We start from the raw sequence: 25,934 nt of genomic DNA on the forward strand, positions 1-25,934 counted from the left end.
CGCGCTCTCAAAGTCCCATGTTCGATCGGCCGCGCAGCAGGATCCATAGAAAGAACGGCGCGCCGACGAAGGCCGTGATGATGCCGATCGGCAGTTCGGCAGGCGAAACGATCGTCCGTGCCAGCATATCGGCGAAGATCAACATCGTGCCGCCCAGCAGCGCGGAGGCGGGCAGCAGGTAGCGGTGGTCCGGACCGATGACGAGGCGAAGAAGATGCGGCACGACAATGCCCACGAAACCGATGCCGCCACTGACGGCAACGGACGCACCCGTCGCGGCCGCTACACTGAGGACCGCAATGTTCTTGAGGCGCTGGACGGGAATACCCATGTGGAACGCCGCCGCTTCGCCGAGCGTAATCGCGTTGAGACCACGCGCCAGGAAGGGGACCACGGCAAGCGACATGAGGATGATCGGGGCCGCGGCGAGGATCTTCGTCCAGTTGGCGCCGGCAAGCGAACCGAGGCCCCAGAAGGTCAGGTCCCGCAGCTGCTTGTCGTCGGCAATGAAGACGAGCACGCCGGTGACCGCACCGGTAAGCGCGCCGAGCGCAATGCCCGCAAGCAGCATTGTCGCCACCGACGTCTGGCCGCCGCGCGTCGCGATGCGATAGAGAAGCAGGGTGGTGGCAAGGCCGCCAAAGAAAGCGGCGACTGGAAGCGCGTAAAAGCCGACGAGTGCAAAGAGTGGGCCGAACACGCTCGAACCGAGGACGATCAGCAGAACGGCGCCAAGGCTGGCGCCAGACGAAACGCCGACGAGGCCGGGATCGGCGAGCGGATTGCGGAAGAGGCCTTGCATCACGACGCCGGAGACGGCCAGCGCCGCACCTACGAGCAGGCCGAGTACCGCGCGCGGCAGGCGGATGTCGAGGATGATGATGCGGTCGCGGACACTCAGCGCCTGGTCGGCACCCTCCCTGCCGGCCAGCCAATGAACGACATTGGAGAGAGAGGCGTCGGCGGCGCCGGTCATGATCGACGTGACGAATGTCGCGGTCGCAACGACTGCGAGCACGACAATCAGCAGGCGCGCAAGACCCGAGCGGTTGCCGGCGCGCCATTCTCTGACAATATTGGCGGCGAAGGCAGGCGCGCGCATGCCTTCCATCGCCTCACTGCGGGGCATTGGTCTTCCTTCCGTAGATTGCGGTGTTCAGTTCGCGGATGGCGCCGGCGGTGCGGGGGCCGAAGCCGAGCAGATGCAGCCCGTCCATGCGGATCAGCGCCTTGTTCTTTGCAGCCGGCGTCAAGCTCATCGCCGGCATGGCGAACAGTTCGTCGGTGCTGGCCGTTTCGCCGCCGCCCCGAGTCATCATCAGGACGACGTCCGGCTTGGCTTCGATGATCGCCTCGTCCGTCAGCGCCTTGTAGCCCGGAAACGTTCCGGTGGCATTGACCGCGCCGGAAAGCTGGATGATGCCGTCTGCGGCCGTGCCCGTACCGGATGCCAGGATCTTGCCGCCCTGCGTGCTGAGAATGAAGAGGACACGCTTGCGTTCGCTGTCTGGGCGCTCGGCTGCCTCTACCAGCGCAGCACCAAGGTCCTTCTCCACGGATTGCGCAAGCGCTTCTGCCTTGTCCTTCACGCCAAGAAAGGCGCCAACGGCACGGATCTTCGCGACGATACCGTTTCTGTCGAAGGTATCGGGAACGCTGGTGAAGGGGATCCTTGCTTCCTTAAGCACGGCGAGCGCCTCGGGCGGTCCGCTGCCTTCGACCGCGACGATAGCCGTCGGATTGACGGCGAGGATGCCTTCCGGAGCCAGTTGCCGCATATAGCCGACGTCCGGCAGCTTCGTTGCCGCTTCCGGATAGGTGCTGGTGGAGTCGCGACCGACGAGGCGGTTTTCCTCGCCGAGCGCGTAGATGATCTCGGTGATCGCGCCGCCAACCGACACGACGCGGGAAACGTCCGGTTGCTGCATGTCCTCGGCCATTGCCGGGCGCAGGAACGAGGGGCTTCCGGGGGCGAGTGCCGGCAGCAACAGGGGCGCGGAGAGCGCGAAAGCGGCAAGCGCCAGTTCCCAGCGGCGAAGGCGGCGGAAATCGAGACCGGTGAGCATGATCGTTCCTCAGGCTGCGACGATCGTGTTGAGCCGGGGTAGGCGTTCGACGAGGCCGCGCCACTCCGGCCGCTCGGCGAGGCCTTCCTTGCGCTTGCCGAAGAACTGGATGACCAACTCGCCCTTGGCGTCGAGTGCCTCGAGCGAGGTCACATGGCCGTCAGTCGTCGGTTTGCGGACCGCCCACAATTCGGCGATATGGTCCGTGCGCAGATGCAGATGGAACGTCGGATCCATGACGTTGAGCCACGGGCCCATCACCCCGATGTGGGCAACCGGACCGGAATGGATCTGGATGACGCCCCGGTTGCCGACGAAGCACATGATCGGCAGCTCAATTTCGGCGCTGCCGCGCATCATCGCCTCGACGCCCGCCGGATCGAGGCGCCAGGCCAAATCCTCGCCGACGACATGCAGGGCTTGGCGCCGGCCGATGTTCAGGTTGCGCAACATGCCGTGGAACTGGTGGGTGTCGGTCAGCTTCGACCAGCGGTTCCGGAGCTCCTCGGCATCGACCGCAACATCGGAATGGTCGTCACTCGACGGTGTGCTCGCGTCGGCAACGAAGTCCTGCGACTGGTCGTCCAGGCGGAAATCTTCGACGATCCTGTCATAGGCCGCTGAGTTCGAGGCAGGGCGCAGGTGAACCTTGTGGACGGCGTTGCCCCACTTGTCGAAGAATTGCAGGCTGCGGCGGACGTCGCCGTTGGAGTCGGTCTTGGTGACAGCAAAGCCGTGGGCCCAGGCACCCGGGAAGATGCGCAGGTCGATTTCGGCTCCCAGCACCAGGGCCGCCGCCTTTCCTGTCTTGATGTTCTCGTAGACGCCGATCTTCTCGTGGACCGCGCTTTCGTTGCGAGTGAGCGCGAGTACTTCACCCAGTTCCTCGACCCGCTCCAGAAAGCGGTTGGCGTCGCTATCGATGCGAAACGTCGTGAGCCCGCATTCAGCAGCAACGAGCGCGGCTTCCGAAACGCCGATCTGCGCGGCGATATCGCGCTCGCGCAGCTTCGGGTTCGCGGCGCGGTAGGCACGGATTTCGGAAGGGGTTGGGCGAATGCTCTCGATCATTGTCTTCTGCCTATTTGTTCAGAATCAGTTTGCCCTGACGGGTGATCCTCATCCGGTAGATCGTTCCGTCATGGGAAATGAGGATCTCGCTATCGCCGCAGAAGAGGTCGCGGCTCTCCACGATTCGCTGGTTTCGGCCGGCCAGGGTCGGCTGCGAGGGGCGCGGGGTATCGGTATCGTTAGGTGTCACGGTTTCGGCCAGTTCGCGAGGGACGGACCGGCTGTTTTTCCGAATTCCTCCCGCGTATTCCCTTTTAGTATCTTGACTTCATTACTCATATTTCTTTAAGGACGCAATACCGGATTATTATAGTCAAGTTTATGGGCGCGAGAGCTGTTCGAGGATTGCCGAGGCACGCGCGCAGATGTCGAGTGGTGTTATGATGACGCATCCTTTCCGTTTCGCCCTTTCGGCCGCATTGGCACTTTTTCCGGCAGCCGCGCCGGCCATCGCGCAGGACACTGCGACCCCAGGCGGACTCGCCATCGAACTGAACGACGTCGCTCCATCGGAGAAGGGCTGCAAGCTGACGTTCGTCGCCGGCAATGCCCTGCCGCAGTCGCTTTCGAAAGTCTCTTTCGAATTCGTTCTCTTCGATCACAAGGGATTGGTGGAGCGCATGGCCGTACTCGACTTCCGTGACCTGCCTGCCGGCAAGACAAAAGTTCGCCAGTTCGATCTGCCGGGAACGAAATGCGAGTCGGTGAAGAGTCTGCTGATCAATGATGCCCCGGCATGTGTCGGCGAGGGCGTCGACAAGAGCGCCTGCATGACGGGCCTCAAGACCGGCTCCAAGTCGGCGGTCGAGCTGAAGGGCTGAGCATGCCGGTCAGTCGGCGATGAAGGTAAGGCATCGATGAAGCAGACGGTGAAATGGACGGCTGCGATCGCGCTATCGCTTCTTGCGCATGCGAGCGGCGCGATACTGTTTAGCTCCGGCGAGGAAGAGGTTCAGGTTGCTGGTGGCGCCGCCACGGAGGTGACGCTGCTCGGCGATCCCTTCGAGGAGACGCTTCAGGCCGGAGACCCCTCTGAAATCGTTGAGCCGGCGGAAGATGTGACCGAAGAGTTGAAGCCCGACAAGGTTCAGCCGGCCGAGGAACTCAGCGAGGAAGTGCCGCCGACCACGCCTGAGGTCGTCTCCGAGCGGGCATCCGACGTCACGCCCACCGAGGCGGACGTCATCCTGCCGGCGGAGGAGATGCCGACCCTTCAGCAGCCGGAGGCCGCGGTAACAGCCAGCGTGGCGCCCGTCGAGACCGTCGTTCCGGAGGAAAAACCGGAGCCGGAAAAGGTCGAGAAGCCGAAGGCAGAAAAGCCGGAGCCAAAAAAGGAGCCGGTGAAGAAAAAGAAAGTCACCCGGAAAAAGGCCGGTGACGGCGGCGAGCAAGCGAAATCGCAGGTCAAAGGCACGGCCGACGGCGTAGAAAACGCCGCTGCAAGCGCGGCCACGGGCGACAAGGGCCGCGTCGCGCAGCAATCCGGAAACGCGGCCGTGTCGAACTATCCGGGCAAGGTGCGTAGCAAGCTCAATCGCGCCTTCCGCTATCCCTCCGAGGCAAAGCGCCAGCGTCTACGCGGCGTCGCCCAGGTTCGCTTCACGGTAACCTCCGGCGGTGGCGTGGCGGGTGTCAGCCTGGCGAAGAGCGCCGGTTCGCCGATCCTCGATCAGGCCGCGCTTGACGCCGTACGCCGCGCGGCTCCGTTTCCAGCGATTCCCGCCGGTGCGGGGCGCGAAAGTTGGGTTTTCACCATCCCGCTCGCCTTCAACCGATGAATTGATGCGCGCGCGAGGGACGACAGTTCCCCACGTCCCGCAGCCGCCGCTGAATGTCGGCGACTCGCGCGACAAAAAATATGAATTTAATACTCATGTTTATACTTTACTCTGATTATCAAGTTTAATAAGTTGCCGCCGTCACGCAACCGTTCGGTGTGTGTTCTGAATCAAATCCCGAGGGTGACCGGCGAAAAAACGTCGGCCGCCATGGAAACAAGATGGAGAGGGATGCATGCGCGGCAAGCGGCAGAACGCAGGCAAAGGCAGCAAGGGCAAAGCGGCGAATGCGGAACCCGAACCGAGGCCCGATGCCGGCAAGGCGACGCTCGAGGGCCGCAGCTTCCTCTACGTTGGTGGCAGGGACTGCCAGGTTGCACATCTGCGCGAGATCGCCAGTTCCTTCGGCGCGGAGTTGATCCATCACGATGGGGGGCTGCGCGAAGCCGTGTCGCGCATCGACCGCGTCCTTCCTTCCGTCGATTGCGTCTTCTGCCCCATCGATTGCATCAGTCACGACGCGTGTCTTCGCGTGAAGACCGGCTGCAAGAAGTGGGGCAAGGCCTTCGTGCCGCTCCGCAACGGCTCGAAATCGAGCCTGGAGCGGGCGCTACAAGATCTCACCACCAATAACAGCCGCGACGGCTGAATTTTTTCGAAGAACAGCGGCACGCTTGCGCGAGGGCGCGGCGCCGGGAGAATTGACGATGAATGATGAACCCCCAGATCAGATGATGCTGATCGGCCTGCACAAACTGGCCTCGCAATTCGGCGATGGACTGGTGCCCGAGCTTTACGAACTGCTGACCCGCCGGACCCGCATGTTGGAGGAAAATCCGAACGTTGCCGAGTTCCCGACATGGCAGGTGCGGCAGCCGGCCAGGGATCCTCTCGGCCTTGCGTCACCGCTTGAGGGCGCTATCCTGCCGTTCCGGAGCGTCGGGACCGACGCTCCGTTGAAAAAAGATCGAGCATAGAGCAATTCCAGGGAAAAGTGTGTAACGGCTTTCCGTCCGGAATTGCGTAATTTCAAAGAATTAGAGCGTTTCACCGTTCCGATGAGACCGTGAAATGCTCAGGAGCGACGAAATGTACTTCGCGATGAACCGTTTCCGCATTGCAATCGGTCAGGAAGAGGCGTTCGAGGCCGTCTGGAAAGGCCGGGACTCGAGCCTCGCCGAAATGCCCGGCTTCATCGCCTTCCACCTGCTTCGCGGGGAGAGCGTGCCGGAAGAAGGCTATACACCGTTCATTTCGAAATCGACCTGGGAAAGCAAGGACGCTTTCGTCGCCTGGACGAAGTCGGAAAACTTCCGCGCGGCGCACCGGAGCGCCGGCGACAACAAGGCCATGTATCTCGGTCCGCCGAAATTCGAGGGCTATTCCGTTGTCGAGGGCGCGTAGATCATTTCATTGTTTCGCTGAACCAGTGAAATGCTCTGACTCCTTGTAATGAGGCAATCGCCGCTTCCGGCACTCTCAACTCACCTTCGATGGAAGAAACGCTCCTAGCGCCACGGCGAGCCAGCCGGCCGTCATGGTCAGCCCGCCGAGCGGCGCCGACATCGGGAAGAGGCCGTGGCCAAGAGCATGGCGCGCGGTGAGATCGCCAGCGAAAAGCGCAGTGCCTGCGGCCAATAGCAGAGCGGCGACTGCCGCTGTCCGGAAATGGGTCCATCCGGCGTGGAGCGCCACGAGTGCCGGCGCATGGGCGAGGCACATCGCGGAGGCGCCACCGAGTAGTCTCGGGTCGGCGCCGTGCGAGGCCGCTGCCGCGGCGGCGACACCGGTAATCCCCATCAGCCCGGCGACGAAAAGGACGGTCGAGCGCGCTCCGCTGTTCGGCATCGAAGACTATTCCTTGTTCTGCATGTGATGGGCGAGCCGCGTGATCGGTTCGAGAATGATCGCCCGCAATTTCGGATGCGCAACCGTCTCTTCGAGCGCGCGCGTAAAGCAAAGTAGCCATTCGTCGCGCTCGGCCGGGCCGATTTCCGCGATGAAATGCCGACGGCGCAGCATCGGATGGCCGCGCTTTTCCACATAGATCGGCGGCCCGCCGAGCCAGCCGGTCAAGTATTCGTATAGCTTTTCCTCGCTGCCCGAGAGGTCCGGCGGATGGACGGCCCGGCAGCGGGCGGCTTCCGGAAGGCTGTCCATGAGCACGTAGAAGCGCTGTGTAAGGGCGCGAACCGCGGCGTCGCCGCCGATCGCTTCATAAAGGGTTGTCGTTCCGGTTTCCGCCATATCGCCGTCCTTTGCCGGATTGGTATAACGCGACCCGCCTTCCGACAATCGCTTTCACCGTCTTCTGTTTGCGGCGTTTCATCGCGGTGGCAAACGGACGCCTTGACAAACCGTCCAGACGGTATCTTTATGGGGCATGACAAACGCCTATCACAGGAAAAAGCAGCCGGAGCGGGTTCGCCAGCAATTGCTGGAGGTCGCCGCACGCCTGTCGCTGGAGCAGGGCATCGGTGCCGTGACGCTGGACGCGGTGTCACAGGCGGCGGGCGTCAGCAAGGGCGGGCTCCTGCATCATTTCCCGAACAAGCTCGCCCTGCTCGACGGCCTCTTCGATGAACTCATCGCGCGTTTCGACCGGGCGATCAAGGAGGCGATGGAAGGCGACGATATCGAGCGGGGGCGGTTTACGCGCGCCTATCTGACGGTCTGCTTTGCGCTCGAGGCGGAGGCAGACGGGAAGGGATGGCAGGTGCTGACGATCGCATTGCTCGCCGAGCCGCATCTCAAGGCGCGCTGGCGCGACTGGGTGGCACGACGCGCGGACGAGTTCGCAGCAACCGATTCCTCGCCGAACTGCCTGCTCGCCCGGTTTGCCGCCGACGGCGTCTGGCTGGCGGACCTGCTTGAGAGCCATGAGCTCGACGCAGCAACGCGGGCGCTTGTGCTCGAGGAGCTCAAGGCGCTTTCACGGCAATAGGCAAGAAAGTCGGAGCAGATCACTCTCAAACTACCCACCGGAGACGTCCCATGAACCCCGCCATGCTCTATACGGTCCTGGTGATCGCCATCGTCTTCGAGGTGCTCGGCACCTCCGCGATGCAGGCGGCGCAGCATTTCTCGCGGCTGGCGCCCACCGTGGTCATGGTGCTGTGCTATGGCGTCGCGTTCTTTTTCCTGTCCTCTACGCTGCGCTATATTCCGGTCGGAATCGCCTACGCGCTGTGGAGCGGTCTCGGAATCGTGCTGATCTCTGTCGCCGGCTATCTCGTCTTCGGTCAGAAGCTCGACCTGCCGGCCGTATTCGGGCTGGTGCTCATCATCGCCGGCGTGTTGGTTCTCAATCTCTTTTCCAAATCGACGTTCCACTGACCGTCGGCGGTGCCTTTCGCGCGGCGTTTCGCGTTGTACGCTACCAAATGCCGCGCTGGTCAATGCAACATTTCGCTACAGACTACGCTCGAAAAACCCCTGAAATTCATTGAAATGGCTGATCTGTTTCAATAGCATCACCTGCGTCCTTTCTTTGATGCGGCATGGATGCATCCCATCCCATCTCCCTGATAATGCGAAGGAATTTTGGGAATGCAGGCGGTTTTCGACGGCCACAACGACGTGCTTCTGCGCCTCTGGCAGCACGGGCGCAGCGGAGGCGATCCGGTAACCGAATTCGTCGAGGGAGCCGACAAGGGCCACATCGATGCGCCGCGCGCCAAACAGGGCGGACTCGCGGGCGGTATTTCGGCAATTTACATTCCATCGGGCGATCTCGTGCTGAAGACGCCGGACGAAAACGGCCACTATGCCACGCCTATGTCCGCACCGCTTGACCGTCTGCCGTCGCTTGCCACGGCGATGGAGCTTGCCGACATCGCCATCAGGCTCGATCGCGACGGGGCCTGGAGGCTTTGCCGCTCGACCGCGGAAATCCGGTCGGCGATCGCCGACGGTATCTTCGCCTCGGTCCTGCATATGGAGGGCTGCGAGGCGATCGGGCCCGATCTAACCGCGCTCGAAACCTTCTATGCGGCGGGGCTTCGGTCGCTGGGACCGGTCTGGAGCCGTCACAACGTCTTCGGGCATGGCGTGCCGTTCGCCTATCCCATGTCTCCGGACACGGGGCCAGGTCTGACCGAGGCGGGGTTCGAGCTGGTGCGCGCCTGCAACAGGCTCGGCATCCTGATCGACTTGGCGCACAGCACTGAACAGGGCTTCTGGGATGTGGCGAAGACAACCGACCAGCCGCTTGTCGCCAGCCATTCCAATGCCCATGCCCTGACGCCCGTCGCCCGCAATCTCACCGACCGGCAACTCGACGCCGTGCGCGAGAGCCGTGGGCTCGTCGGCCTCAACTACGCGACGACGATGCTTCGCCCGGACGGGCAGGAGAATGCCGCAACGCCTCTGTCCGACATGGTGCGCCATGTCGACCACATGGTCGAGCGCATGGGAATCGATTGCGTCGCGCTCGGATCGGATTTCGACGGCGCGACCATACCGGAGGAGATAGCCGACGCGGCGGGTAACCAGAAGCTCGTTGCCGCACTGCAAGACGCTGGATATGGTGAGGCCGAACTGGCAAAGATATGCCGGGAGAACTGGCTGAGAGTTCTGGGACAGGCGTGGCACGAAGCTGCCTGACCTATGAAGAAAGCCCGCAAAGGGCATTAAACGAGGGAACTGCAAAAAATGATGCACAAGCTCAATGGACGTTTTCGACTGCTTGCCGCCTCGGCGGCACTTGCCATGGCGATGGGCGCTTCCCAGCCTGCCTTCGCAGAGACGCCGAAGGACACGCTGGTTGAAGCCTTCGCGATCGACGACATCATCACCATGGATCCGGGCGAGGCTTTCGAGCTTTCGACCGCCGAGATGACTAGCAATACGTACAGCCTGCTCGTCCGCCTGGATCTCAACGACACGACCAAGGTCGTCGGCGATCTCGCGGACAGCTGGACGGTCTCCGACGACGGCCTGACCTATACGTTCAAGCTGAAGCCCGGCATGAAGTTCGCCTCCGGCAATCCGATCACGGCCGAAGACGTCGCCTATTCGTTCGAACGCGCCGTCAAGCTCGACAAGAGCCCGGCCTTCATCCTTACCCAGTTCGGCCTCAACGGCGACAACGTCACCGAAAAGGCGAAGGCGGTTGACGAGACGACCTTCGTCTTCACTGTCGACCAGGCCTACGCACCGAGCTTCGTCCTCAACTGCCTGACCGCGACGGTTGCTTCGGTCGTCGACAAGAAGCTGGTACTCGAACACGTCAAGCCGATGACGCCGACGGAAGAGTACAAGTATGACAACGACTTCGGCAACGAATGGCTGAAGACGGGTTATGCCGGCTCCGGCCCGTTCAAGCTGCGCGAATGGCGGGCGAACGAAGTCGTCGTGCTGGAACGCAACGACAACTATTATGGCGAACCGGCAAAGCTTGCCCGCGTCATCTACCGGCACATGAAGGAAAGCTCCGGCCAGCGGCTGGCACTCGAAGCCGGTGACATCGACGTCGCCCGCAACCTGGAACCGGGCGACTACGAGGCCGTGGCTAAGAACAGCGATCTGGCGACAACCAGTGCGGCGAAGGGTACCGTCTACTACATCAGCCTCAACCAGAAGAACGAAAAGCTCGCCAAGCCCGAGGTGCGCGAGGCCTTCAAGTATCTCGTCGACTACGACGCGATCGGCTCGACCCTGATCAAGGGCATCGGCGAGATCCATCAGAGCTTCCTGCCAAAGGCCGTTCTCGGCGCGCTTGACGAAAACCCCTACAAGTTCGATGTGGCAAAGGCCAAGGAACTGTTGGCGAAAGCCGGCTATGCCGACGGCTTCTCCGTCACCATGGACGTGCGCAATAGCCAGCCGGTCACCGGCATTGCCGAATCCTTCCAGCAAACGCTGGGGCAGGCGGGCGTGAAGCTCGAGATTATCCCCGGCGACGGTAAGCAGACGCTGACGAAATACCGCGCCCGCAACCACGACATGTATATCGGCCAGTGGGGCATGGATTATTTCGACCCGAACTCGAACGCCGAAACATTCACCAGCAACCCGGACAATTCCGACGAAGGCAAGAACAAGACGCTTGCCTGGCGTAATGCCTGGGACGTTCCGGAGCTGACGAAGAAGACCAAGGAGGCACTTCTCGAGCGTGATAGCGCCAAGCGCGCCGAGACCTACAAGGAACTCCAGAAGACAGTTCTCGCGGAGAGCCCGTTCGTCATCATCTTCCAGCAGACGGAAGTTGCGGGCCACCGCGGCAACCTGAAGGGCCTCAAGCTCGGTCCGAGCTTCGACACCAACTACGTTTGGAACGTCTCCAAGGAATAAGCCGAAAGGAACGTTCCCTTGAGCATGAGCGGAACAGAACGACTGAGCGGGCGCAGACGCGCCCGCTCCCGAAAGGCTGTGGTCTCGGCGCTGCAATTCCTTGTCGTCGTGGCAACCACCTATCTCGGCCTTCTCGCCGTCACATTCTTCATCGGTCGGGTGATCCCGATTGATCCGGTGCTCGCCGTCCTCGGCGACCGGGCGCCTTCGCATGTCGTCGAGAGGACGCGCGAGGCGATGGGGCTCAACCTGCCTCTCTACCAGCAATTCTTCATCTATGTCCGGCAGGCGCTTTCCGGCGATTTCGGCGTTTCGGTGCTGACGACCAACCCGGTGATGACGGATATCCGCCGCGTTTTCCCAGCGACGATCGAGCTTGCGACGCTCGGAACACTGATCGGCGCCTTCATCGGTGTCCCGCTCGGCGTGCTCGCAGCGGTCAAGCGCGGTAGCATCGCCGACCAGATCGTTCGGGTGATCGGCCTCGTCGGCTACTCGGTTCCGATCTTCTGGCTGGCGCTGCTGGCGCTGCTCGTCTTCTACGCCCGGCTGCAATGGGTCGCCTATCCCGGCCGCATCGATATCGTCTACGAATATACGTTTTCGCCGATCACCGGCTTTTATCTTGTCGATGCGCTGTGGCAGGGGCAGTGGGATGTCTTCCGCGACGTCTTCCGCCACATCATTCTGCCCGCGTCGCTGCTCGGCTATTTCTCGCTCGCCTATATCAGCCGCATGACCCGCAGCTTCATGCTGAACGAGCTGCAGCAGGAATATATCGTCGCCGCGCGCGCCAAGGGTCTTTCGGAAGCGCGGATCATCTGGGGCCACGCGTTGCGCAACGCGGCCGTGCCACTGGTGACGGTGATCGCGCTCTCCTATGCGGGCCTGCTCGAAGGCTCGGTGCTCACCGAAACCGTCTTCGCCTGGCCGGGGCTCGGCCTCTACATCACCAATTCGCTGCAGAATGCCGACATGAACGCCGTACTCGGCGGAACGATTGTCATCGGGTCGGTCTTCGTCGGCATCAATCTCCTGTCCGATCTACTCTACCGGACGCTCGATCCAAGGACGCGCGCACGATGAGCCTTGCCACCGAAACACGACCGATGACACGCCGCGAATGGCTGCTGTCCGACCGGCCGCAATCGCGCACCCAGGCGCGTCTCGGCCGCGCCTACATGACCTGGCGCCGTTTTTCGGCCAACCGCCTGGCTGTACTCGGCCTCATCATTCTGCTCGGGCTGATCTTCGTGGCAGCCTTTGCCGATGTGCTGGCGCCGCATTCGCCGGTGATCGGCAACCTCGCTGGCGCACGGTTGCTGCCGCCGGGAGGCGAGGGGTATCTACTCGGCACCGACGACCAGGGCCGGGACATCCTGTCGCGACTGATCCACGGGTCGCGGCTGACGCTTGCTGTGGTCGTGCTCGTCGCGATCATCGCCGCGCCGGTCGGCCTTATCGTGGGGGCTGTCGCCGGATACTCCGGCGGTTGGGTCGACGCCGTGCTGATGCGCATCACCGATATCTTCCTCGCCTTTCCAAAGCTCGTCCTGGCACTTGCCTTCGTCGCGGCGCTTGGACCCGGCATCGAAAACGCCGTCATCGCGATTGCGATCACCTCCTGGCCGCCCTACGCGCGCATTGCCCGCGCCGAGACGCTGACGGTGCGCAATTCCGACTATATCGCCGCAGTGCAGTTGATGGGGGCGTCGTCGGCGCGCATCATCTTCCGCCATGTCATGCCGATGTGTTTGTCGTCGCTGATCGTGCGCGTCACGCTGGACATGGCCGGCATCATCCTGACGGCGGCGGGCCTCGGCTTCCTTGGCCTCGGCGCGCAGCCGCCGCTGCCGGAATGGGGTGCGATGATCGCCTCCGGCCGCCGCTTCATTCTCGATCAATGGTGGGTTGCCACCATGCCCGGTATCGCCATCCTGATCGTCAGCCTCGGCTTCAACCTGCTTGGCGACGGTCTGCGCGACGCGCTGGACCCGCGGGAGAGCGGCCAATGAGCGCGCTCTTGACCGTTGAAGACCTGAGGGTCCGGTTTCCGACGCGCACCGGTGTCGTCGAGGCCGTGCGCGGCGTCTCCTTTGCGCTCGGGCGCGAACGTCTCGGCATCGTCGGCGAAAGCGGTTCCGGCAAATCGCAGACGGGCAGGGCGATCATGGGGCTCACGCCGCCGCATGCCGAAGTGACGGCAAAGACGCTTTCGTTCGGCGGTATCGATTTGCTTTCCGCTCAGCCAAAAGTCCGCCGCGACCTTCGCGGCAAGCGCATTGCGATGATCCTGCAGGATCCGAAATATTCGCTGAATCCGGTGATGAGCATCGGCCGGCAGATCGTCGAGACGCTTCGGCGGCACGAGAGTGTCAGCCGCGCGGAGGCCCGGGAGAGGGCGCTGGACATGCTGGCGGCGGTGCAGATTCGCGACCCGGCTCGCGTGTTCGACCTTTACCCGCACGAGGTCTCAGGTGGCATGGGCCAGCGCGCGATGATCGCCATGATGCTGGTCGCGGGCCCGGAGCTTCTGATTGCCGACGAGCCGACGTCGGCTCTTGATGTGACGGTGCAGCTCGAAGTGCTGTCGATCCTCGATAAGCTGGTCGCGGGCCGCGGCATGGGATTGATCTTCGTCTCGCACGATCTCAGGCTCGTCTCGTCTTTCTGCGATCGGGTGCTGGTCATGTATGCCGGCAAGATCGTCGAGGAAATCGCCGCATCGGATCTTGGCAACGCCAAGCATCCCTATACGCAGGGCCTCCTAAACTGCATGCCCGTCATCGGGGCGGACCGCCATCCCTTGCCCGTCCTCGACCGCAAGCCGGAGTGGGCGCTATGACGACTGCCGTTTCCGTTCAAAATCTCACGGTGAGCTATGACGACTTCAAGGCGCTGGACGCGGTCGGCGTTGATGTCGCTTCCGGCGAGTCCTTCGGCCTCGTCGGCGAGTCCGGCTCGGGAAAATCGACGCTTCTCAGGGCCGTTGCCGGGCTTGCGCCGGTAGCCGAGGGTACGATCCGTGTCGAGAACCGACAGCTTCAAGGCGCCCGCCGTGACAAGGCCTTTTACCGCTCGGTGCAGATGGTGTTTCAGGACCCCTACGGCTCGCTGCATCCGCGCCAGACGGTTGATCGGCAATTGCTGGAGCCACTGGCGATCCACGGCGTCGGCGACGGCGAACGCCGCATCCTGAAGGCGCTGGACGAGGTGGGACTCGGTTCCGGCTTTCGCTTCCGCTATCCGCACCAGTTGTCCGGCGGCCAGCGTCAACGCATCGCCATTGCGCGGGCGCTGATCCTCGAACCTTCCATCCTGCTGCTCGACGAGCCGACGTCGGCGCTCGATGCGTCCGTCCAGGCGGAAGTGCTCAACCTTCTCGAACAGGTGCGTCGCGACCGCAAGCTGACCTTCATCATGGTCAGCCACGACCTCGGCGTCGTCACTCATATGTGCGACCGGCTGGCGGTCATGCAGAACGGACGCGTCGTCGAACGGCTGTCGTCGGCCGATCTCGTCGCGGGACGCATCGGCGAGGACTATACCCGCAACCTGATGGTGGCGAGCAAAGGCTTTCGGCGGGGTTGAACTCCCCGAAGCGGCCTCTATTCGCGCGCCGGCCCTCAATCTCCCTGTGAAACGCAAAAACGCACCGAGACAATGTCTCGGTGCGTTTGCAGAATAGCGACTTTCTGGTCTTCACTTGCGCCGCAGGAAGCCGTCCGGAGCAACCGTGATCATCAGTTTCTGGTCGATGGATCGGTCGATCTCGAATTCCGGGTGCGATTCGAGATATTTCCACACGGCCGTCTTGGGGTTGTTTCCCTTGCCCCATGGACGATCGGGGTAGGCCTCTTCCGGAAGGTCTTCGATGACGGTGTCGAACACGACGCAATAGCTGTCCTTCGTGGTCAGCGGCGCGTAGGCCTCCAGTTCCGCCAACACGTGATCATGCGTGTGGTTGCTGTCGAGGCAGACAAGGACGCGCGAGAACGGTTTTGCAAAGTCGTAGACCCGCTCGACGACGTTGCGCTCGATGCTCGACCCCTGGATCATATGGATCCGGGACGACATAGGGTGGGCCTCGATGGCCTCGCGGTTGTGGGCGCGGATATCGATGTCGACGCCCAGCACCTTCCTGCGCGGGGCGCGGGGGTCGAATGTCGTGCCGGCCTCGATCGCGTCGCTCATGTCGAGCAGCGCCAGGATCGATGCGCTCATGATGAGCGAACCGCCGTGAGCGATGCCGGTTTCGATGATGAGATCGGGACGTGCCGACCAGATGATCTCCTGCATCGCGACGATGTCCTGCGGATACTGGATGATCGGCCGGTCCATCCAGAAGTAGTTGTAGGAATATTTCGGACCGATCGACTGGCGCAGGAAATCGGCGGCACTCTTGCGGAACTCGCTGTTTGCTTCGATCTCGGAGATGCGCGCGGCGACCTCCTTTCGGAAATCAGTCATGGTCGACCTCGATATAGGTATATGCATTGTTGGACATTCGCTTGATCTCGTCGAGATAATTGCGGTTCATCACGTAGATGCTCGAACCGGAGGGCAAGTCCGCCAGCACGTCCTCAGGCGCGCGGACGCGCAGTCCGGTAATCGGCAGGTACTTGCCTTGCTTGGCCGGGTTGATGTCGATGACCGCTTTCACCGGCAGCCCTGCGCGCGTGCGCAGCAGCGAGAAGATGACGCCCTTCGACGCTCCGCCCCAGATCACCGCCGGCTCATGGTCCGCCGTATCCAGCGCGTCGAGCTTGCGGGTGAAGTCCTCGGGAAGGCCGGCCCGGTCCTTCTCGTCGATGACGGGTTTGCGCAAGGAATTCAGTTCTGCGACCACGAACAAATACTGGCCGCCGAAGACCCGGCCGCTCGAAATGACGTTGCCGAAGATCCGGTGAAAATCGGACAGCCTGAAATAGTTGACGTGTTCGTAAAAGATGTCGAACCAGGCCCGGCGCTCGCAGATCCAGTCGAAGCAGGGGACCTCGATATAGATCTTCCCCTGGCCGCCGTTCGCCTCTTTCAATTGCTCAAGGAAGGCGACGGGATCGGGAATGTGCTCAAGCACATGGCGGAGGATGAGGCCCTTGGCCTCAATGCCCGAGCCGGGCTGGAAATATTCCCGGCGGACTCGGTGGTTGTCACCCTCATAGGCGGGGTCGAAACCGGTGATGTCCACTCCTTCGCCCAGAAGCTTTTCGAGGAAGAAGGCCTTGCCGCATCCCACCTCGACGAGTTCGTGGCGTCCCATCGTGTCGAGGATGATCCTGGCGACATCATCGAGATGCCGTTGAAACGACGGGCTGACCGCCTGCTCGTTCTGATAGCTCGTATCGTAAACCATCAGTTCCGGCCGGAAGGCCGCATTGCGCACCAGGCCCGTGCCAGGATCCTCCACAAGGCGCATTTCCCCGCGCGGCGAGGATATTGCCTCCTCGGCACTGTCGTACATCTTGTTCTGAAAAATCGGCAACTCGCGCTGCTCGTAAAGCACCCGCGTGGAGTTTCCTGATGCCATAAGTGGTTCCTCAGCCTGTCGGTTCACCTGACGCCCACGACAAAAGGCGGGTCGACGAGGTTTTCGGCTCGACCTCCGAAATTGAGCAGGTCCCGCCTACCATGTTCGTCGGCGATTCTCTCGGCAAATTCTCGGATCGTTACCGGTATGCCTGAACAAATATTGACCGCTCCTTGCGCGGTGCTGACCGAAGTGTCCACGATCATCCTGGCGGCTTCGCTGACCTCGAGAAAATCGCGAACCTGGAGACCTTGGGTCAAATCCGCTCTCTGCCCCGCGGCAAGGCATTTTCTGAGATAGGGAACGAAGCGCCGCTCGTCTTCTCCTTCTCCGTAAAGATAGAACAGTCGGCACCAGGCAAATTCGACGCCCGCCTGCGGCAGCCATTGTGAAAGCGCCATGAAGGCCGCCGCCTTGGCGCCCGCATACGGTGTCAGGGGCTTGAGCGGCGTATCGATGGTGAGAGGCCGGTCTGTAAGCTCGTATTCAAAGCATGTTCCTATGCCGACAAAGCGCCTGACGCCAGCGGCCGCAGCACCCTTGGCGATCGCCAGAGTGCCGGTGAGACAATCGAGGTTGAGGGGTGAGGCGAGGTATTTGCCGGGCTCGGCATACCATGCCAAGTGGATGACCGTGTCGATCCCGGCGAGTGCTTGCGTCCACCATTCCGCCGACTCGGAAAAAAGCGCATCGGTTGCAAGTATGCGCCCGATTCCGGCCATGCCGACGAATCTGTCCTCGCTTGCTGGGCGGACGACAGGACATGCGACAATGCCGCGTTCGGTCAATTCGCGTAAAACATGGCGGCCGACAAAACCGGTGGCGCCGGTGAGAAGGACTTGTTTGGTCAAGCGTTTTCCAGTCGCGGGCGAGGGCGATTTTTGCAAGGCATAGTGTTCATGGGACTGATATCAGGTTTCCGCGCACTAACGTCTTTCGATCGCACGGAAATGATGGTACCGCCCTCCAAAGTCGTCGCTATGAACGCTTCGGCCAATTGAGAGGACATGCCATGCAGCGCTTCAGGCGCATCCATACGGAACTTCCCGGCCTGACGGTGGTCGAGCGCATGCAGTTCGGTGACGAGCGTGGTTTCTTCTCGCGTTTCTTTTGCCAGGAGGAGCTTTCCGAGCTTGGTTCTGCCGGCACGATTGCACAAATCAATCATTCGATGACGCGCACCAAGGGCGCCGTCCGCGGGCTCCATTTCCAACGGCCTCCCTATGAGGAAGCAAAGTTCGTCTCGTGTCTCGCCGGTGCGGTGTTCGATGTCGCCGTCGACATGCGGCCGGATTCGCCGACCTATTTGCGCTGGCACGGCGAAGTCCTGAGCGCCGAGAACGCGCGGTCCATGATGATCCCGGGCGGCTTTGCCCACGGCTTCCAGACCCTTACCGAAAATTGCGAGCTGATCTATCTTCACGACAAACCCTTTGCGCCGGAGGCGGAAGGCGGACTGAATGCGCTCGATCCGAGCGTAAATATCGCGTGGCCAATCGAAATCACCCAGATGTCTGAGCGCGACAGAAACCTCGCCTTCATCTGATCGCCGGCAGGGGTGGGGCGCTTACTGCATGATTCCTCAAATCGGAATCGATTTGAGGAATCATGCAGCGATTCAAACTGCCACAGCGACCTTTGCGCGTCTCAAAAGACGCGCTGCGCTGTGGTCGCGCCCTCAGATTACCCGCACTTCCGGAATCGCGACAACGAAGCGGCCGCCCCAGGAGCGGACGTGGTCATTCGCAGCAACGATCTCGTCCGTCAGGTTCCAAGGAAGGATCGCGACGTAGTCGGGCTTGGCGGCCGCCAGTTCGTCCGGCGCATGGATTGGGATGTGGCTGCCGGGTGACAACTTGCCCTGTTTCAGGTCGTTACGATCGACGATGAAGGCTATGTCTTCGGAGGTAAGGCCGCAAACATTGAGGAAGGTGTTGCCCTTGGCCGCCGCGCCGTAAGCCGCCACGGTCTTGCCCTCGGCCTTTGCGTCCGCGAGAAAAGCCCGGAACTCCTCGCAGACCGCTGCGATACGCTTTCCGAACGCCGTGTAGGTCTCCATGCGCATCAGACCGGCCGCAGCTTCGTCGGCGCGCACCTTCGCGAGGCCCGCGGTTTCTGGTCGCTTGCCGCCCGCCAGTTGCGCATAGACGCGGAGCGAGCCGCCATGGGTCGGTAGTTCCTCGACGTCGAAGACGTGCAGGCCGCAGGATTTGAAAATGCGCTCGACCGCGACGAGCGACAGGTAGGAGTAGTGCTCGTGGTAGATCGTATCGAACTGGATGCCTTCGATCGTGTGCAGCAGATGCGGGAATTCGAAGGTCGCCACGCCGTCCGGCTTGAGCAGGATCGGGAAACCGCTGACGAAATCGGCTATGTCCGGCACGTGCGCCAGAACATTGTTTGCGGCCGTCAGGTCGGCGCGGATGCCGCGGGCGACCAGTTCACTCGCGGTTATCTGCCCGAAGAAGGCGACGTGGGTCGGGACGTTGCGGCCTTCGGCGATCTTGGCGGCATTGGCCGCCGGTTCGACGCCAAGCACCGGAATATTCTTCTCGGCGAAATATTGCAGCAGATAGCCGTCGTTGGAGGCAACCTCCACCACCTGCGACGTGCCGTCGAGATTGAAACGGCCGATCATCTTTTCGGCATAGCGCCGGGAATGGTCCAGCCAGCTCGTCGAGAACGACGACAGGTAGTGATATTCCGCGTTGAAGATTTTATCGGCCGGTACCGTTTCGGTGGTCTGGACGAGCAGGCACTCCGAGCAGACCATCACCTGCAGGGGAAAGGCCTGCTCCCGCGCGATCGCTTCTTCGGTCGGCTCGAGAAAAGAGTTGGACCAGGGCGTCGCACCCAGGTCGGCAACCAGGGTTGCAAGCGGGGTCGAGCAGAAACGGCAGTGATGAGGCATTATCATGGGCGACCTTTCGTAAATGCGGCGATCTGGCCGAGCGTGAGCTGGCGCGCGGCCTCGCCCCGGCGCCAGCCGTTGTACCAGTGGGCGGTCCACTCGATCGCCTGTCGCTGCGTCAGTCGCGCGCGCCAGGCGAGGGTCTCGGCTGCGAGTGCAGGGTCAAGACCGAGTGTCTGCATTTCGCGCGGTTGCGCGAGCGAGGAAACATCGTCCCATTGCGGGGACAGGCCCATTGCCGCCTGGATGGCGTTTGCCACATCGCGTACGGCAATAGGCTGTTCGGTGGGCGAGGGACCGAAGTTCAGTGCATCGACTGTGGCTTCGCCCTTGTAGAGCGATTCGGCGAGCAGGAAATAGCCGTTAAGGCAATCAAGCACGTGTTGCCACGGGCGTGTCGCCAGCGGACTGCGGATATGGAGCCGTTCACCTGAAAGCGCTGCCCGCACGATATCGGGCACCAGCCGGTCGGTCGAAAAGTCGCCGCCGCCGATCACGTTACCGCCGCGCGCCGTGGCAATGCGGATGCCGCGCTCGTTGAAATAGGAACTGCGCCAGGTCGCGACCGCGATCTCGCACGCGGCCTTCGAGCCCGAATAGGGATCGTGGCCGCCAAGCGTGTCGGTCTCCTGATAGTGGCGGCCGCTCTCGTCGTTGCGGTAGACCTTGTCTGTCGTCACCACGAGGATAGCCTTGACCGACGGCACGGCGCGCGCGGCTTCCAGAAGTCGGATGGTGCCCATGACGTTGACGTCGAAGGTTTCGGCGGGCGCCGCATAACTTTCCCGCACCAGCGGCTGTGCCGCCATGTGCAGAACGATTTCCGGCTCGCTCGTCCGCAGGGTCTCGGCAAGTGCTTCGCGATCGCGAATGTCTCCGAGCTGCCCGTCCGGTAATTCGCCCCCATGCAGCAGGGCGTAGAGCGATGGCTGCGAGACCGGCGGCAGGGCGTAGCCGCTGACATGCGCCCCCATCTCTCGCAGCCACAGTCCAGCCCAACCGCCCTTGAAGCCGGTATGGCCGGTGAGAAGGACGCGCGTTCCCGCCCAGAACTCTGGATCAGGCAGACGGGTCATGACCAGACCTTCCAGGGTGCGCGGTTCTGCTGCCAGAGTTCTTCGAGCTGGTTCTTGTCGCGCAGCGTGTCCATCGGACGCCAGAAGCCGTCATGCTGGAAGGCCATCAACTGGCCGTCCTGCGCCAGGCCTTCGAGCGGCCCGTCTTCAAAGGGGCTGTGATCGCCTTCGATGCGATCGAGCACGGCGCGGTTGAGCACGAAGAAGCCGCCGTTGATGCGACCGTTGTCTCCTGCAGGCTTTTCCGTAAAGCTGTAGACCCGGCCGGAATCTATCGCGAGCGCGCCGTATCGTCCCGGGGGCACGACGCTCGTCACGGTCGCATCTCGTCCATGCCGGCGGTGGAAATCGGTCAATGCGCGGATGTCGATGTCGGCGACGCCATCGCCATAGGTGAGGCAGAAGGTATCGCCGAGATAATCGGCGACGCGCTTCAGGCGCCCGCCGGTCATCGACTCCGCGCCGGTTTCCACGAGTGTTACCCGCCAAGGTTCTGCTTTGCTTGTGTGAAAAATGGTCTCTCCGGTCGCCATGTTGAAGCTGACGTCCGAGGAGTGCAGGATGTAATTGGAGAAGTACTCCTTGATCATGTAGCCGCGATAGCCAAGGCAGATCACGAAATCGGAAAAGCCGAAATGGCTGTAGATCTTCATGATGTGCCAGAGGATCGGACGGCCGCCGATCTCGATCATGGGCTTGGGTCGCAGGTGGCTCTCTTCGGAGATGCGTGTGCCGTATCCACCGGCGAGAATAACGACTTTCATGCCCGATCTGCCTCCAACCTGCGCACGTGCGCTCCGCTTTTCTCGTATTCCAGCCTTGCCCGGGGCTTGATTGGCGATGTCCTTCCTGGGGATTCGGCACGGACTGCGGAGGCGTCCGAGCGCCGCCTGGCGTTCCTTGGCGTATTTGAGCGAAAATTGCAACCATGGGGCGTGCTGAGGCTGGCCGATGCAGCCATGCCGGCTGCTTGCGCGGGTTTGGGGAAAGGCGCAAGATGCCGCTCGCTGGGGCATGGTTCACCGCGGGAGGAGCGAATCATGGATGAAATGAGCCTCACTAATCTGCAAGCGGGAAAGACGACGGTTAAGGCCGAGGCAATCGAGGCGCTGGCGGGACAAATGCGCGGTCGCGTGCTGAACGCGAACGACGCGGGCTACGACGAGGCGCGCACGATCTGGAACGGAATGATCGACCGCAAGCCTTCTCTGATCGTGCAATGCGCCGGGGCGGCCGACGTCATCAACGCGGTTCGTTTCGCGGCCGAAAACGGCCTGCTCGTCGCCGTGCGCGGCGGTGGACATAACATTGCCGGCAACGCCGTCTGCGACGGCGGCCTGATGATCGATCTGTCGCCGATGAAATCGGTGCGGGTGGACACCACGGCGAAAAAGGCATGGGTCGAGCCGGGCGCGACGCTCGCCGACGTCGACAAGGAAACCCAGGCTTTCCAACTGGTGCTGCCGACGGGGATCAATTCGACGACCGGTATTGCCGGACTGACGCTTGGCGGCGGTTTCGGATGGACCACGCGTAAGTTCGGGTTGACGCTGGACAACCTGCTTTCGGTCGATGTGGTGACGGCGAATGGCGAGCTGGTGCGCGCTAGCCCTACGGAGCATCGCGACCTGTTCTGGGCGCTGCGCGGCGGCGGGGGGAATTTCGGCGTCGTCACGGCTTTCGAATTCCAGCTCCACGAACTCGACACCCAGGTTCTCGCGGGTCTCGTCGTTCACCCCTTCGCGGACGCGCAAGCGGTCCTTCAGCAATACCGCCAAGCGCTCGAGACGGCGCCCGACGAACTCACCTGCTGGGCCGTGATGCGGCAGGCACCGCCGCTGCCATTTCTTCCGGAGGAGTGGCACGGCAAGGAAATCCTCGTTCTGGCCATGTGCTACTCAGGCGATATCGCGGCCGGGGGGCAGGCAACTGCTGCATTGCGCTCGATCGGCAATCCGATCGCCGACGTCGTCGGTCCCAGTCCCTTCGTCGGCTGGCAGCAGGCGTTCGATCCCTTGCTCACGCCGGGTGCTCGTAACTACTGGAAGAGCCATGATTTCATGGAACTGTCCGACACGACGATCGGCATCCTGCTGGACGCCATTCGTCAATTGCCGGGACCGGAATGCGAAATCTTCATCGGTCACGTCGGTGGTGCCGCTGGCCGCGTCGCTGCGGAGGAGACGGCTTTCCCACAGCGCAGTTCCCATTTCGTCATGAATGTTCATGCTCGGTGGCGCGAACCGGGAATGGACCAGACCTGCATAGACTGGGCGCGCCGCCTTTTCGAAGCCGCCAAGCCCTATGCAGCCGGAACGGCCTACATCAATTTCATGCCGGCCGATGAAATCGACCGCGTCGAGGCTGCCTATGGCAGCAATTACGGCCGGCTCGTCGAGGTCAAGCGTAGATACGACCCGCAAAACCTGTTTCGCATGAACCAGAACGTAAGGCCGATCGAGGAGCGGGGAGCGGCCTGAGCCCGCAAGAACTGCCGCCCACTGCTAAAATGTGGCCATGCGCGTTCGTCATGCGCGTGGCCGGCCTCACGTCGTGACGGCGGAACAGATGCGTAAGAGTTATCATTGTCGCCGGCGAGGGCCGGCGCCTTGGCCTGAGGGGGGCTTGATGGGAGAAGAGTCGGTAGACGACCTGTTTCAGCGCGCGGCGGAACATGCCGTGCGCTTCCGCGACAGCATATCCGCAGGCCCGCAAAAGCCGCGGGTCTCCTATCACGCATCGCTTGAGGAATTTCGTGAAGCCTTGCCAGAGCGAGGGGACGCCGGCCTTGGCGTGATCGACGCGCTTGTGGCGAAGGCGGAGCCGGGACTTCACGCGATGACGGGCCCGCGCTTCTTCGGCTGGGTCATCGGCGGGTCGCATCCGGTCGGTGTCGCCGCCGACTGGCTGACGAGCGCCTGGGGCCAGAACACCGGCAACCATCATGCGACACCGGCAGCGGCGGCCGCCGAGGCGGTTGCCGGCAACTGGCTGCTCGACCTTCTCGATCTGCCGAGAGAGAGTTCCATCGGTTTCGTTACCGGCGCGACGGTCGCCAACTTTGTCTGCCTCGCCGCGGCACGCGGCAATGTGCTGCGAAACGCCGGCTGGGATGTCGAAGGGCAGGGCCTGTTCGGCGCAGCGCCAATCACGGTTCTGATTGGCGACGACGCCCATGCGACGGTTTTCTCCGCCCTGCAGTTTCTCGGCCTCGGGCACGACCGGGTTGTCCGCGTGAAGACCGATGAGGCCGGCCGCATTGTCGTGTCCGATTTCGCCGATGCGGCTGGCAAGGTCTCCGGCCCCTGCATTGCCATCCTTCAGGCTGGACAGATCAATACGGGCGCCTTCGACGATTTCGACCGCATCATCCCTATCGCCAGGGATATCGGCGCCTGGGTTCATGTCGATGGCGCGTTCGGCCTTTGGGCGCGCGCCTGCCCGCAAAGGAGTGGCCTTGCCAAAGGCATCGACGGCGCCGATTCCTGGGCGACCGACGGTCACAAATGGCTGCAGACGCCCTATGACTGCGGCTATGCCATCGTTCGCGACGAAGAGGCGCACCGCCGTGCGATGACGACTGCGGCAAGCTACCTGCCACCGAGCTTTGAGGGCGAGCGGGATCCGAGCCATTTCGTGCCGGAATTGTCGCGTCGTGCCCGCGGTTTTGCCACCTGGGCGATGATCAAGCATCTCGGGCGTGACGGGATCGCCGCTATGGTCGAGCGTCACTGCCGGGTCGCCAATGCAATGGCCGAAAGACTGAGGTCGGAACAGGGAATCGCGGTACTGAACGACGTCGTGCTCAATCAGTTCCTCGTGCGGTTCGGTGTGAAACACCCGGACGACGAGGCCGACCGGCTCACGCAGCGGACGATCGAGCGGATACAGACCGACGGTGTCTGCTTCTGCGGCGGCGCGATCTGGCGTGGCCGCAAGGTCATGCGACTATCGGTGATCGCGTGGTTGACCGACGATGTCGCCGGAAACGTTGCGGCAGACGCGATCATCGCGGCCTGGCGAGCGGTGCTCCGGGAGAGTGACGGTCCCATTCAGGCCTGATGGCAGGTATGCGGATATGCACGTGACCATTCGCAGCGCAGCGTCGGCTGACGACTATGGCGCCTTTGGCGCGTTGATCCAGGAGTATACGGACTGGTGCCGAGCCCGCTATGCGCATGACCGCTGGTTTGTGGACGCGGCGTTTGGTCATCAATCGCTCGACGCGGAACTAAGGAACCTGCCTGCGGCATACGGGCCGCCGAACGGCAAAACCCTTCTTGCCACGGTCGGCGACCAGATCCATGGCGCGTGCGCTTACCGCAAGCTTTCCGACGAGATTTGTGAGATGAAGCGGCTGTTCGTTCCGGCGCGCTTTCAGGGGCACGGCATCGGCAGGCGCCTGGGCGAGGCGATCATGGCTGCGGCGAGCGCCGACGGCTACACGCTGATGCGGCTCGACACGGCAAGCCGATTAACGGAGGCAATCGCCTTGTACAAATCGCTCGGGTTCAGCAATTGTCCTCCCTACCAGCAATATCCGGACGACCTCATGCCCCATATCGTCTTCATGGAGCGTGAGCTCGGCGCACCTACCGCACGCTTCCTTAAATCGTAGCCAACGTAAGGATAAAAACAGGCAGCAGTTCAAAATGCTACAGCGTCCTTTGCGCGTCCGATAAGACGCGCGGCGCTGTCGTTCAATCTCTGACTAACGCCTCCGTCTCTTGCGCCAGACGGCGGGCGAGGTCGGGGGAAAAGTGCGCTGCCAGCCTTGCCTGGGCGTCGCGCCAGACCGGGATCGCCGCCTCGAGCCTTTGAGCGCCGGTCTCAGTCAGCCACACCGCGCGGCGGCGCAAATCGGCCTCGACCACGGCGATCTCGATCAAGCCTTCGTTCTCGAGGGTGCGCAGGTTTCGGGAAAGGGTGGATTGGTCAAGCCCGCTGCGGCGCGCCAATGCGCCGAGCGTGTCGTCAGATGCCGCTGCGATCTGGGCCATCAGGCCGAGTTGCGCCACGCTGAGCCCGCACCCCGCCATTTCGCGGTCCATGAATTGGGTGATGCGCCGGGCAGCGAGCCGGCTGTTCAGACCGGCGCAGGTGTCTACCAAGGTCCTGGCATCGCTGCGGAGCGTTTTTGGCGGTTGCCTCGTCTTTCCCATGATTGTATGCATATACATAGTATGTAGATACATGGAAAGGCCTTCT

30 protein-coding genes are annotated in these 25,934 nt (G+C 62.4%); 17 read left to right on the plus strand and 13 right to left on the minus strand.

Going from position 1 to position 25,934, the window contains the following annotated elements; all coding sequences use genetic code 11:
• Nucleotides 1-7 precede the first annotated feature (7 nt).
• From PZN02_RS10980 to hemP, 4 genes are read right to left on the minus strand one after another with little or no spacing between them, the layout of a single operon-like run.
• On the minus strand, nucleotides 8-1,129 hold the full coding sequence (locus PZN02_RS10980; RefSeq protein WP_280658034.1) for a FecCD family ABC transporter permease: 1,122 nt from the start codon (nucleotides 1,127-1,129) through the stop codon (nucleotides 8-10).
• Nucleotides 1,116-2,066 carry a heme/hemin ABC transporter substrate-binding protein gene (locus PZN02_RS10985; protein WP_280658035.1) on the minus strand — a complete coding sequence of 317 codons (951 nt, stop codon included), beginning with the start codon at nucleotides 2,064-2,066 and terminating at the stop codon, nucleotides 1,116-1,118. The genes PZN02_RS10980 and PZN02_RS10985 overlap by 14 nt, the downstream gene beginning before the upstream one ends.
• Before the next feature lie 9 nt (nucleotides 2,067-2,075).
• Nucleotides 2,076-3,137: a hemin-degrading factor gene (locus PZN02_RS10990; RefSeq protein WP_280658036.1), complete on the minus strand. Its 1,062-nt coding sequence runs from the start codon at nucleotides 3,135-3,137 to the stop codon at nucleotides 2,076-2,078.
• A 10-nt stretch (nucleotides 3,138-3,147) separates the two neighbouring features.
• Entirely contained in the window at nucleotides 3,148-3,327 is a 180-nt protein-coding gene (gene hemP, locus PZN02_RS10995) for a hemin uptake protein HemP (RefSeq protein WP_280658037.1), read from the minus strand.
• Nucleotides 3,328-3,520: 193 nt separating this feature from the next.
• Here hemP and PZN02_RS11000 point away from each other — a divergent pair, with 193 nt between their 5' ends.
• From PZN02_RS11000 to hmuQ, 5 genes are all read left to right on the plus strand, one after another.
• Nucleotides 3,521-3,958, plus strand: a complete 438-nt coding sequence (locus PZN02_RS11000) for a hypothetical protein (RefSeq protein WP_280661458.1) — start codon at nucleotides 3,521-3,523, stop codon at nucleotides 3,956-3,958.
• A gap of 36 nt (nucleotides 3,959-3,994) precedes the next feature.
• Nucleotides 3,995-4,915 carry an energy transducer TonB family protein gene (locus PZN02_RS11005; RefSeq protein WP_280658038.1) on the plus strand — a complete coding sequence of 307 codons (921 nt, stop codon included), beginning with the start codon at nucleotides 3,995-3,997 and terminating at the stop codon, nucleotides 4,913-4,915.
• Nucleotides 4,916-5,150: 235 nt separating this feature from the next.
• Entirely contained in the window at nucleotides 5,151-5,564 is a 414-nt protein-coding gene (locus PZN02_RS11010; RefSeq protein ID WP_280658039.1) for a DUF2325 domain-containing protein, read from the plus strand.
• Between the two features lie 58 nt (nucleotides 5,565-5,622).
• Nucleotides 5,623-5,892, plus strand: coding sequence for a hypothetical protein (locus PZN02_RS11015; protein WP_280658040.1), 270 nt, complete (start codon nucleotides 5,623-5,625; stop codon nucleotides 5,890-5,892).
• Nucleotides 5,893-6,004: 112 nt separating this feature from the next.
• On the plus strand, nucleotides 6,005-6,319 hold the full coding sequence (hmuQ, locus tag PZN02_RS11020) for a heme-degrading protein HmuQ (protein WP_280661460.1): 315 nt from the start codon (nucleotides 6,005-6,007) through the stop codon (nucleotides 6,317-6,319).
• Between the two features lie 75 nt (nucleotides 6,320-6,394).
• On the opposite strand, the gene PZN02_RS11025 is transcribed toward hmuQ, so the two are convergent.
• Nucleotides 6,395-6,763, minus strand: a complete 369-nt coding sequence (locus PZN02_RS11025; RefSeq protein ID WP_280658041.1) for a DUF423 domain-containing protein — start codon at nucleotides 6,761-6,763, stop codon at nucleotides 6,395-6,397.
• A gap of 6 nt (nucleotides 6,764-6,769) precedes the next feature.
• On the minus strand, nucleotides 6,770-7,162 hold the full coding sequence (locus PZN02_RS11030; protein ID WP_280658042.1) for a globin domain-containing protein: 393 nt from the start codon (nucleotides 7,160-7,162) through the stop codon (nucleotides 6,770-6,772).
• A 136-nt stretch (nucleotides 7,163-7,298) separates the two neighbouring features.
• Here PZN02_RS11030 and PZN02_RS11035 point away from each other — a divergent pair, with 136 nt between their 5' ends.
• The 8 genes from PZN02_RS11035 to PZN02_RS11070 all read left to right on the plus strand — a co-directional run bounded on the left by PZN02_RS11035 (nucleotide 7,299) and on the right by PZN02_RS11070 (nucleotide 14,800).
• Nucleotides 7,299-7,859 carry a TetR/AcrR family transcriptional regulator gene (locus PZN02_RS11035; protein ID WP_280658043.1) on the plus strand — a complete coding sequence of 187 codons (561 nt, stop codon included), beginning with the start codon at nucleotides 7,299-7,301 and terminating at the stop codon, nucleotides 7,857-7,859.
• Between the two features lie 50 nt (nucleotides 7,860-7,909).
• Nucleotides 7,910-8,251, plus strand: a complete 342-nt coding sequence (locus PZN02_RS11040) for an SMR family transporter (protein ID WP_280658044.1) — start codon at nucleotides 7,910-7,912, stop codon at nucleotides 8,249-8,251.
• A 213-nt stretch (nucleotides 8,252-8,464) separates the two neighbouring features.
• Complete coding sequence (locus PZN02_RS11045) at nucleotides 8,465-9,520, plus strand: dipeptidase (RefSeq protein ID WP_280658045.1); 1,056 nt, start codon at nucleotides 8,465-8,467, stop codon at nucleotides 9,518-9,520.
• A 48-nt stretch (nucleotides 9,521-9,568) separates the two neighbouring features.
• Entirely contained in the window at nucleotides 9,569-11,209 is a 1,641-nt protein-coding gene (locus PZN02_RS11050; RefSeq protein WP_280658046.1) for an ABC transporter substrate-binding protein, read from the plus strand.
• A gap of 42 nt (nucleotides 11,210-11,251) precedes the next feature.
• Entirely contained in the window at nucleotides 11,252-12,295 is a 1,044-nt protein-coding gene (locus PZN02_RS11055; protein ID WP_280661461.1) for an ABC transporter permease, read from the plus strand.
• Nucleotides 12,292-13,224, plus strand: a complete 933-nt coding sequence (locus PZN02_RS11060) for an ABC transporter permease (protein WP_280658047.1) — start codon at nucleotides 12,292-12,294, stop codon at nucleotides 13,222-13,224. The genes PZN02_RS11055 and PZN02_RS11060 overlap by 4 nt, the downstream gene beginning before the upstream one ends.
• Entirely contained in the window at nucleotides 13,221-14,054 is an 834-nt protein-coding gene (locus tag PZN02_RS11065) for an ABC transporter ATP-binding protein (protein WP_280658048.1), read from the plus strand. The genes PZN02_RS11060 and PZN02_RS11065 overlap by 4 nt, the downstream gene beginning before the upstream one ends.
• The gene (locus PZN02_RS11070; RefSeq protein WP_280658049.1) at nucleotides 14,051-14,800 is read left to right on the plus strand and encodes an ABC transporter ATP-binding protein; all 750 of its coding nucleotides are present in this window, start codon (nucleotides 14,051-14,053) and stop codon (nucleotides 14,798-14,800) included. The genes PZN02_RS11065 and PZN02_RS11070 overlap by 4 nt, the downstream gene beginning before the upstream one ends.
• 111 nt (nucleotides 14,801-14,911) lie before the next feature.
• On the opposite strand, the gene PZN02_RS11075 is transcribed toward PZN02_RS11070, so the two are convergent.
• From PZN02_RS11075 to PZN02_RS11085, 3 genes are read right to left on the minus strand one after another with little or no spacing between them, the layout of a single operon-like run.
• Nucleotides 14,912-15,679, minus strand: a complete 768-nt coding sequence (locus PZN02_RS11075; RefSeq protein ID WP_280658050.1) for a cephalosporin hydroxylase family protein — start codon at nucleotides 15,677-15,679, stop codon at nucleotides 14,912-14,914.
• Nucleotides 15,672-16,739, minus strand: coding sequence for a class I SAM-dependent methyltransferase (locus PZN02_RS11080; protein ID WP_280658051.1), 1,068 nt, complete (start codon nucleotides 16,737-16,739; stop codon nucleotides 15,672-15,674). The genes PZN02_RS11075 and PZN02_RS11080 overlap by 8 nt, the downstream gene beginning before the upstream one ends.
• 23 nt (nucleotides 16,740-16,762) lie before the next feature.
• Nucleotides 16,763-17,590 carry an NAD-dependent epimerase/dehydratase family protein gene (locus PZN02_RS11085; protein ID WP_280658052.1) on the minus strand — a complete coding sequence of 276 codons (828 nt, stop codon included), beginning with the start codon at nucleotides 17,588-17,590 and terminating at the stop codon, nucleotides 16,763-16,765.
• 161 nt (nucleotides 17,591-17,751) lie between these two features.
• Here PZN02_RS11085 and rfbC point away from each other — a divergent pair, with 161 nt between their 5' ends.
• Nucleotides 17,752-18,285: a dTDP-4-dehydrorhamnose 3,5-epimerase gene (gene rfbC / locus PZN02_RS11090; protein ID WP_280658053.1), complete on the plus strand. Its 534-nt coding sequence runs from the start codon at nucleotides 17,752-17,754 to the stop codon at nucleotides 18,283-18,285.
• 132 nt (nucleotides 18,286-18,417) lie between these two features.
• On the opposite strand, the gene PZN02_RS11095 is transcribed toward rfbC, so the two are convergent.
• Genes PZN02_RS11095 through rfbF form a run of 3 tightly spaced genes read right to left on the minus strand, consistent with a single transcriptional unit; the run spans nucleotide 18,418 to nucleotide 21,490 of the window.
• Nucleotides 18,418-19,650: a class I SAM-dependent methyltransferase gene (locus tag PZN02_RS11095; protein ID WP_280661462.1), complete on the minus strand. Its 1,233-nt coding sequence runs from the start codon at nucleotides 19,648-19,650 to the stop codon at nucleotides 18,418-18,420.
• 2 nt (nucleotides 19,651-19,652) lie between these two features.
• Nucleotides 19,653-20,726 carry a CDP-glucose 4,6-dehydratase gene (gene rfbG, locus PZN02_RS11100; protein WP_280658054.1) on the minus strand — a complete coding sequence of 358 codons (1,074 nt, stop codon included), beginning with the start codon at nucleotides 20,724-20,726 and terminating at the stop codon, nucleotides 19,653-19,655.
• Nucleotides 20,723-21,490 (minus strand): glucose-1-phosphate cytidylyltransferase, encoded by a 768-nt coding sequence (rfbF, locus tag PZN02_RS11105; RefSeq protein WP_280658055.1) that lies wholly within the window; start codon nucleotides 21,488-21,490, stop codon nucleotides 20,723-20,725. The genes rfbG and rfbF overlap by 4 nt, the downstream gene beginning before the upstream one ends.
• A gap of 276 nt (nucleotides 21,491-21,766) precedes the next feature.
• On the opposite strand from rfbF, the gene PZN02_RS11110 reads away from it, so the two are divergent.
• The 3 genes from PZN02_RS11110 (at nucleotide 21,767) to PZN02_RS11120 (ending at nucleotide 25,344) form a co-directional block, all read left to right on the plus strand.
• Entirely contained in the window at nucleotides 21,767-23,206 is a 1,440-nt protein-coding gene (locus PZN02_RS11110; RefSeq protein WP_280658056.1) for an FAD-binding oxidoreductase, read from the plus strand.
• Nucleotides 23,207-23,354: 148 nt separating this feature from the next.
• Nucleotides 23,355-24,788 carry a pyridoxal phosphate-dependent decarboxylase family protein gene (locus PZN02_RS11115; RefSeq protein ID WP_280658057.1) on the plus strand — a complete coding sequence of 478 codons (1,434 nt, stop codon included), beginning with the start codon at nucleotides 23,355-23,357 and terminating at the stop codon, nucleotides 24,786-24,788.
• A 22-nt stretch (nucleotides 24,789-24,810) separates the two neighbouring features.
• Entirely contained in the window at nucleotides 24,811-25,344 is a 534-nt protein-coding gene (locus PZN02_RS11120; protein WP_280658058.1) for a GNAT family N-acetyltransferase, read from the plus strand.
• Between the two features lie 82 nt (nucleotides 25,345-25,426).
• On the opposite strand, the gene PZN02_RS11125 is transcribed toward PZN02_RS11120, so the two are convergent.
• Nucleotides 25,427-25,921 (minus strand): MarR family winged helix-turn-helix transcriptional regulator, encoded by a 495-nt coding sequence (locus PZN02_RS11125; protein WP_280658059.1) that lies wholly within the window; start codon nucleotides 25,919-25,921, stop codon nucleotides 25,427-25,429.
• Between the last annotated feature and the right edge of the window lie 13 nt (nucleotides 25,922-25,934).

This window comes from Sinorhizobium garamanticum (assembly GCF_029892065.1).
Classification (GTDB): Bacteria; Pseudomonadota; Alphaproteobacteria; order Rhizobiales; family Rhizobiaceae; genus Sinorhizobium; species Sinorhizobium garamanticum.